Genomic DNA, 7794 nt, shown 5'->3' on the forward strand with positions numbered 1-7794 from the left:
TGAAGGTCAACGACCCGAAGATCGGGGCAGTGACCTGCAAGGCCACCACCCTGGCCGTCGGAGAAACCATCGACTGCGCCGCCGAGGCACCCTACGTAGTGACCGAAGCGGACGAGTTGCATGGTTCGGTGGATAACTCGGCCACGTCTGCTGGTGTTGGTCCTGATGGTGATCCGGTTACTTCGGTGCCGGACACTACTACCACCGAGGTCATCGTTCCGGTTTCGTCTTTGGTTATTGAGAAGACGGCCGGCACCCCGGTCGATACCAACAATTCCGGTATCACCGACGCAGGCGACACCATCGCCTACACCTTCACCGTGACCAACAACGGCAACGTGCCTGTGAAGTCTGTTGCTGTGGTTGACCCGTTGGTGGGGACCGTTGCATGTGATGTTACGGAGTTGGCGCCTGGGGCCAAGGCCACCTGCGCTGCGGCAGCGGTGTACACGATTACGGCTGAGGACGAGAAGGCTCAGGTTGTCCGGAACACCGCGCACGCTACGGGCGTGGATCCGGATGCAGGCGAGGTTGTCTCTGATCCCGATTCAACCAACACTCCGGTGACTGAGCAGGCACCTGCTTTGACGCTGGAGAAGACCGCTGGGGCTCCGGAGGACGCCAACGGCAACGGAGTCACCGATGCCGGGGACACCATCGCCTACACGTTCAAGATCACCAATGATGGCAACGTGCCGGTCCGGGACATCAAGGTTAACGATCCGCTCATCGGCGTCGTGAACTGCGATGGCAGCGAGCTCGCTGCCGGGGAATCGATGAACTGCTCTGCATCTGAGCCGTACGTCCTGACCCAGGCTGACGTTGATGCAGGCAAGGTCCTCAATGTTGCTACCGCAACAGGGACCGACCCGGATAACGAGTCCACGACGTCCAACGAGGACTCTACGACAACGGACATCGCCCGTGCTGGAAGCCTGAAGATCGAGAAATCCGCTCATCTGTGGGATGCCAACGACAACAAACTGGCTGATGCGAACGAAACCATCAAGTATTCGTTCACCGTGACGAACACCGGCAACGTGACCATTTCCGATGTGAAGGTCAATGACCCGAAGATCGGAGCGGTCATCTGCCCGGAGACGGTATTGGCTCCTGGCCAGTCCGTTAACTGCGAAGCCGAAGAGCTGTACACGGTGACGCAGGCTGAGGTTGACGCCGGAAGCGTTGATAACGTGGCAACGGCTTCGGGTACACCGCCGGTCGGTTTGGAAGTTGTCAGTTCTGATCCGGGCAGCGTTTCGGTACCGACCAAGGTTATCCAGTCCCTGAAGCTGGTCAAGGACAACGTCCTTGCCGACAAGGACGGCGACAACGCAGCAGATGCAGGCGAAACCATCGAGTACACGTTCACGGCGACCAACACCGGTACCGTAACGATCGACGGTCTTCAGATTGATGACCCCATGCTCCGCGAAGCAGGTGTCAACGTCGAATGCTCCACCGCGACGCTGGCGCCGGGAGAATCGGTAACCTGCAGGGCGACGTACACGGTCAAGGCCTCGGACATCGAATCGGGTGCTCCCATCCGTAACGTGGCAAGCGCCAAGGCCAACGGCCCCGAAGGGGCCGTGTTCTCCCCGAAGGACGACACCGAAACCCAGGTCGACAAGGAGGATGAGACTCCGTTGGCAATCACCGGTGGCGTGTCGCTCTTGGCCGCGGGCATCGGCGGAGCCCTGCTGCTCGCAGGGCTCACCCTGGCGCTGATCACCCGTCGGCGTAGGGCATAGCCTAAGCAGCAAGTAGAGCCAGGATGCATTGCCCGGGAGGGACTCCCCCAGACCGGGCAATGCATCCTACCGGCCAGAACGGCGGCGCCCTTCCGCTGAACTGGCTAAGGAAGCGGCGTCCAGCAAGTCCGATAAGGACGTGCAGGGCGCCGCTTTCCTATGCCACACAAGAAATGTGCATGCCGGTTCATAGCAACAGCAACCAACCATTGATGGCAAAACGGGCTGACGTCCAGAACAAGGTGAAAATGCAAACGACATGCTGCTCCCATGATGCGTGCGAGGACGGGTGGGTCTGGTTTCAGATGGGCGAATTTGAACCCTGCCCGGGCTGCAACAGTTCCAAAGCTGGACAGGGGCCCGGAAGGCCGCCGCTCCACAATGTTGAGTCGAACTGCTCCGCAAGCGGCGGTTTCATCATGGACGATCAGAGAAGCCTATGAGCACACGGGGAATCTGTCTCGTTGTCGAAGATGACCCGGACATCGGAGGGCTGCTCGAGGTAATACTCACGGGCATGGGCTTCGAGGTCCGTGTTGAAGAGTCCGGAACGGACGGACTGCTCTCCGCGGCAGGTCTGGATCTGGCCCTGATCACCCTTGATATGAGGCTTCCTGACATGAACGGCCGAGAAGTCGCCCGCAGGCTGCGTGAAATCTCGGAGGCTCCGATACTGATGATCACAGCCTTCGTTGAATCAGGCGATGAACTCGACAGCATGGCTGCCGGCGCAACTGCCTACTTGGCCAAGCCCTTCCGCCCATCCCAACTCAGGTCACTCGTGCAGGGGCTTTGTCCCTTGGCCGAGGCCTTCACCCGGGACCTGTCCGTGCAGTAGCGTCCGGCACCAAAGAAGCTAGGTCTCGGTTCTACCGCGGCGCAGACGTTGCGCAAGCTTGGCTTCAGCGTCCTCACGGCGCCTACCCACGATCAGCATCTGCTGAGTGACCGGGTTGTGATGGACCAACGGGGCAGAATTCTTGCTGGCACTTCGCTCCCGACCTTCCGGTCGCGGAGCGGCATCCGATGGGTTCTGACTCATGAACAATTATCCCAGTCGGAGCATCTCGACAGGTGTTCCATTTCCCTGATCGTGGCCACGCCAGGGGTTGCACGTTCTCTGACCAGAATGCAGATTAGGGCTGCGGACTACCGCGCAGCCAGGTCATGGCCTCGTCGCGTGAGGTGAAGAACCGGGTGAAACAAGGGAGTGTCCGGCGGGCCATGGCGAAGTTGGCAATAACGGACTCACCGGGTTGGTGCCAAGCAGGGCTATCCGGGAAGCGGCGCATTTAGTACTGAAAACGGACTTGGCCTGGCGAGTCACCGAACTGGTGTTCGTCATGTCGATCAACATCGGGTACTCGGCACCATCGGCAACCTCATTAACCCTAGCCATCGCAGCATGGACATCATCGGCCTTGAGAACAGTTTCCGGCTTCCACGCCAGGTGATGAACGCCTTCGGAATCGAGTCCCAGTGTTCCCTTACCGCCATCAACAGTGATTGGATTTTACACGGGCATTGACCGTTGACCGTGAGCGATCGGCCCTTCGAAGTGTGTTTGCGGGCAAGAGGACGGTGCCTTGCAGGACAAGCCAGACGCAATGTCATCGGCCGTTCATTAAATCGAAGTGGCCATGCAGTCCGTCAAGCCGCTGACTGCATAACGGCCCGACAGAAAGCTGGTGACCGGCGCTGATCAGCACCTGAGTTCTACGAATCCGAGCCATCGGATCGACCGAATTTCCGCATCCCTCCTGCCCAGCATGCGCCCTGTAAGACCCGATAGCCAGCCGGGCATTTTGAGATGAGATAGCTGCACGCTTACACCTTGAAAGGCCAACGCGCGCCTGGGTGCGGCTTGCCGTTACCCTCCGCCGTGGCGCAGCAGCCGGTTTAGTCTTCGAAATGCAGGGATCCGTCAACGGGTCCGGCCAGGCGGGTGATGATGTCCGTGGCGACCTTGTGCACTTTCTCGTTCCGGTGGCTTGATGCCTTGGAGATGACTTTGAAGGCTTCTTCCTGGGTGCAACGATTTTGGGCCATGATCGCGCCGCAGGCAAGGTCGATGACTGTTCTGGTGGCCATCGCTGTTTTCAGGTCCGTGTTGAGCTGCTCCACGGTTTCGATCCTGATCGCCAGGCGCAAGGTGCTGCCTGCAACGTGCGCGAACGCCGCCGCCTCATCGATCACGGCAGGGGTGAAAAGGCCGGGCTTGGACGCGAAGAAGTTCAACACCGCTTCGGAAGTTTCACCCAGGTCCATGGGAACACCCAAAGCACTGTGACAACCTTCGGCGGCCAGCGCACGGCTGTACTGCGGCCAATCCACGTCCGTGGCGACGTCGTCCAACAACAGTGGCTTGCCCTGATCCAGTGCGTCCAGGCACGGCCCCTGCCCCAGGGCTTGTTCGATGTGGTCCAGGAGTACTGCTTTGTCGCTGCTGCCCGCAACCGTTGCGGTGCGTTTACGACGCCGCAGGGTCAGCGCGCAATCGATCTGCTCCCCCGCGGCCCGGCTCATCGCCGTGGACGCGAAGCCTGTCACGCCTTGGAGGATGGCCTTGATATCGGCGCTGCCGGTGACCAGCTCGTGGAGACTCAGGATGTGCTCGGCGTGTACGGGGGTTTCCATGAGCCCAATGGTAGGCCCCAGTCACAGTCCCCGCCCGGTTGTTCGGAAAAGGCACCTCCCTGTAACGTAATTAGTAAGCAGGCTGATCATTCAGTTCGCGCGCAGGAGGCCCCTCGATAGCACTGGGATATCAGAAATGAACGACCCGCGACAGAGAGCACGAGACCTGCTGGAACAGGACAGCATCACTCTGGACCGGTTATGGATCAAATACTGGGCCGAAGGTGGCAACGCCGACCTCTTGGAGCTGGACGCCTATGTGCACGAAGCGTTGAAGCCCCATCCTTCCGAGCTCATCCTCCTGACCTGGGCCATGGACGGCCTACGCCTCTGAGAGGCAACTGGGCTTTGACCTCCTGCGCAATAGAGCACCCCTCACGTGGTTAACCTTCTTGGTTGGCCGGGTGCTTCGGGACGCCAACTCCATCAACGAGCGCCTGGGCGAGGTCGCGCAGTTTCTGGTTCCGGTCGTTTGAGGCTTTCCGCAAGATGTTGAAGGCTTCGTCATGGGTGCACCGGTTCTGGGAAATGATCACCCCACATGCTGTATCAATAATCGATCTGCTTTTCATCGCGGCGTCAAGGTCTTCAGCGGCTTCGTTCAATGCGGTGATTCTGATGGCCACCCGCAACGCCTTGCCAGCGATCCCCGCGAAGCTCAGGGCATCGGTGACGACTTCGCGGGCGAACGTCCCCGGTGCGGGGGCGAAGAAGTTCAAAACAGCAGCTCCGTCCTGCCCGAGCTCCATCGGCACGCCAAGGGTGCTGCGCATCCCAGCCGCGGCCAAAGTGGCGCAGTAATCACTCCATTGGGGTGATGACAGGGCATCATGGAGAAGAACTGGGCGTCCGCTGTCCATGGCGTCGATGCAGGGGCCTTGTTCCAGGCTTTGCTCGATCCTGTCCAGCAGCATCGCCTGGTCGCTGCTGCCACCGATCGTGGCAGTGCGCTTCCGCCGCCCCAACGTCACAGCACACTCAATGCGTGTCCCGGTCGAGCGCGTCATCGCATCGGCCCCGAGACCGGTCATCCCATCAAGAAAGGCCTTGACGTCATCAGTGGAGACGAGCAGGTCCGCGAGCCGATCAACGTCCCCGGACCCATCCCCTGCCGGCACAACCTCCAACAAAAACACCCGCCTTTCACAACAGGTACCACCATTCGATGGGCCTTGCTGCAGAACCCAGGAACACCCTTGGATTAAGCAGCCCCAGCGCAGTGATGCCGCAGCTGAGGGGTCCAGGTTGTGTCCGCGAACAATTTAGCAAGGAAGTCTAGCAATCGCTAAAGGGGCTTGTCAGACGCAGCTGGGCCCTCCGCGATGGAAAACGCCGACTGCTTGACGGTTCCATCGGAGCACCAGACCGGCACTCAGTTCCGGGTCAAGTTAGACCTGAGCGGCCATCACCACTGAGGTGAAGGACTGCATCCGTCTGCGCCGGTGAAATGACGTCAGTTTTGCCGCGTTGAACGTGGGATAGCCGGATGAGGGCAAGCAGGATGCCCGATACCCACACCACGGCTATAACGAGCACCAGCGCAATCAGAAGCAGGGGATGCACTGGTCAAGACACCGGACTGTTGAGAAGCCAGCTGATGGCCTCACTCCGGGAGGTAAAGAACCGGGTGGGACAGGGCAAGCCATGTTGCCGTTCGATGGTGTAGTTGGCGATAACCCGGTCAACGGCGCTCGAGCCCAGCAGTGCAATTCGCGACGCGGAACACGGGATGACGAAAACGGACTTCGCCTCACGGGTCACCGATTTGGTGCGACCCATATCGACCAACATCGGCAATTCACGGTCCCCGGCGATTTCATTGACCATCGCCATCGCCGTATGCACGTCATCTGCTTCCAGAACGATCCCTGGATTCCAAGCCAGGTGGATGATTCCTTCAACGCCGAGCCCGATTGTGCCTTTCAGGCCAACACCAACAGTCTCCATTCTGCCCCCCGCAGCATCCTGTGAAACCTAGACTAACCGAGGGCTTGGAAATCGGCCATCGATAGAACAGAACAACTTTCCTCTTTCTGCCTTCAGTGCCCGATGGTGCCCTAACGACTATCTGGGCGAAGTGCCTGAGGATGTGGACTCTCGCCGAATCGTCTCTGCTGATCTTCTGCTAGAGATGAGCATTTCTGGCTGCGCGTAACCGGTCTTCAAGTTGGGCCTCGGCCCGTTCTCTCCGTTTACCCACCATAACCAACTGCTCGGTAACCGGGTTGTGCCTCAGGAGCGGTCCTTGACGACCAGACAATAGCTCTTGGGACCCAGACCCGTCGGGGGCAAGGATCGTCGATGGAGCGCGCGCTTCGATGGCTTCGGCGTGATGCAGGTCCCTCGACCCTTTGGAGATGTTCTGGGGGTCATTGCTTGGAGAGGCAGGTCCGATGTGGTCTTTCTTTGTTGCCATGCCTGCTCTCCAAGAATCGATCTCTCCAGTGCGCTTGGACCACCTGGCTCTTGGCGAAAGCAGATCACCAGGCGGCAATTAAGCTAAGCACCCTTACCACCTCTAGGGCAAGAGAGTATCCAACTTCACCCACCCCGGAAAGGCAGCTACCAATCCCTCAGCCGAGGGAGCACCTAAAGCTGGCAAAAGACACTGGCCAATATTGCTAAGCAACCTTATGATTCTTGTAATCTATCGGGACCATTCCAGTTCCATCCGAGCAGCTGTAACTAAGGAGAACAAAATGACCCCCACCCATAACCCCGCCCGGAGCCATACAACAATCCAGCGAGCAGCGCAGATAGTAGGAGCAGTCTTTCTCCTTGTAGGGGTCCTCGGCTTCATCCCGGGGATCACCTCAAACTACGAGACCCTCTCGTTCGCCGGCCACACATCCGACGCCCTCCTGCTCGGCATCTTCCAAGTGTCAATCCTGCATAACATCGTGCACCTGCTCTTCGGCGTAGCGGGCATCCTGATGGCCCGCACCGCCGGCCAAGCCCGAAACTACCTCATCGGCGGCGGAGCCGTTTACCTGGTGCTGTGGATCTACGGCCTGCTCATCGACCAGGAATCCACCGCCAACTTCGTCCCGGTCAACAACGCCGACAACTGGCTTCATCTGATCCTGGGCGTCGGCATGCTTGCCCTGGGCCTGGCCCTTAGCCGACGGACAACGACAGGACGACCTGCAACCACAACCGGCCGGTGAGACCCGTCAAGAGCAAGCCAAGAAAACCTCAAGAGCAAAGTGGCAGTCCACGTTTTGAACGGAGCGGCCGTAGTGTATCTCTGGAAAGCCCCCGGTCCCCCACCGGGGGCTTTCTCTTGCCGATGCCACATCTGTCCCATTGCCTTGGAAGTGGGACGCTCGGGCTTGGACCAGGATTCGATGCTGATTAGATGGGAGCCACCAAAAGGACTAGGCAGTGACCACCGGAACCCATCCGG

General features: G+C 59.5%; 8 protein-coding genes. 4 read left to right on the forward strand and 4 right to left on the reverse strand.

Annotation, left to right across the window (positions count from 1 at the left end):
- The coding region (locus AC5RU9_RS21180; RefSeq protein WP_494018056.1) for a DUF7507 domain-containing protein at positions 1–1751 on the forward strand (1751 nt) is incomplete at its 5' end.
- A gap of 439 nt (positions 1752–2190) precedes the next feature.
- Positions 2191–2589, forward strand: coding sequence for a response regulator transcription factor (locus AC5RU9_RS21185; RefSeq protein ID WP_494018057.1), 399 nt, complete (start codon positions 2191–2193; stop codon positions 2587–2589).
- A 327-nt stretch (positions 2590–2916) separates the two neighbouring features.
- Here AC5RU9_RS21185 and AC5RU9_RS21190 read toward each other — a convergent pair whose 3' ends face one another.
- Together AC5RU9_RS21190 and AC5RU9_RS21195 are read right to left on the reverse strand one after the other, a co-directional pair.
- Positions 2917–3258, reverse strand: a complete 342-nt coding sequence (locus AC5RU9_RS21190) for a DUF7793 family protein (RefSeq protein WP_494018063.1) — start codon at positions 3256–3258, stop codon at positions 2917–2919.
- A gap of 392 nt (positions 3259–3650) precedes the next feature.
- Complete coding sequence (locus AC5RU9_RS21195) at positions 3651–4388, reverse strand: GAF and ANTAR domain-containing protein (protein ID WP_494018058.1); 738 nt, start codon at positions 4386–4388, stop codon at positions 3651–3653.
- Positions 4389–4524: 136 nt separating this feature from the next.
- Here AC5RU9_RS21195 and AC5RU9_RS21200 point away from each other — a divergent pair, with 136 nt between their 5' ends.
- On the forward strand, positions 4525–4722 hold the full coding sequence (locus AC5RU9_RS21200) for a hypothetical protein (protein WP_494018059.1): 198 nt from the start codon (positions 4525–4527) through the stop codon (positions 4720–4722).
- Positions 4723–4771: 49 nt separating this feature from the next.
- Here the strand turns inward: AC5RU9_RS21200 and AC5RU9_RS21205 are convergent, their stop codons facing one another.
- Both AC5RU9_RS21205 and AC5RU9_RS21210 read right to left on the reverse strand, forming a co-directional pair.
- Complete coding sequence (locus AC5RU9_RS21205) at positions 4772–5524, reverse strand: GAF and ANTAR domain-containing protein (protein WP_494018060.1); 753 nt, start codon at positions 5522–5524, stop codon at positions 4772–4774.
- A gap of 430 nt (positions 5525–5954) precedes the next feature.
- Positions 5955–6335, reverse strand: a complete 381-nt coding sequence (locus AC5RU9_RS21210) for a DUF7793 family protein (protein ID WP_494018061.1) — start codon at positions 6333–6335, stop codon at positions 5955–5957.
- Positions 6336–7087: 752 nt separating this feature from the next.
- Here AC5RU9_RS21210 and AC5RU9_RS21215 point away from each other — a divergent pair.
- Positions 7088–7555, forward strand: coding sequence for a DUF4383 domain-containing protein (locus AC5RU9_RS21215; protein ID WP_494018062.1), 468 nt, complete (start codon positions 7088–7090; stop codon positions 7553–7555).
- The last annotated feature ends 239 nt before the right edge of the window (positions 7556–7794 follow it).

The sequence above is a fragment of the Arthrobacter sp. B0316-5-4 genome (assembly GCF_059090325.1).

Coding starts and splice junctions, on each gene's coding strand:
- AC5RU9_RS21185 (WP_494018057.1), top strand. CDS start 2,191: ATGAGCACACGGGGAATCTGTCTCGTTGTCGAAGATGACCCGGACATC.
- AC5RU9_RS21195 (WP_494018058.1), bottom strand. CDS start 4,388: ATGGAAACCCCCGTACACGCCGAGCACATCCTGAGTCTCCACGAGCTG.
- AC5RU9_RS21200 (WP_494018059.1), top strand. CDS start 4,525: ATGAACGACCCGCGACAGAGAGCACGAGACCTGCTGGAACAGGACAGC.
- AC5RU9_RS21210 (WP_494018061.1), bottom strand. CDS start 6,335: ATGGAGACTGTTGGTGTTGGCCTGAAAGGCACAATCGGGCTCGGCGTT.
- AC5RU9_RS21215 (WP_494018062.1), top strand. CDS start 7,088: ATGACCCCCACCCATAACCCCGCCCGGAGCCATACAACAATCCAGCGA.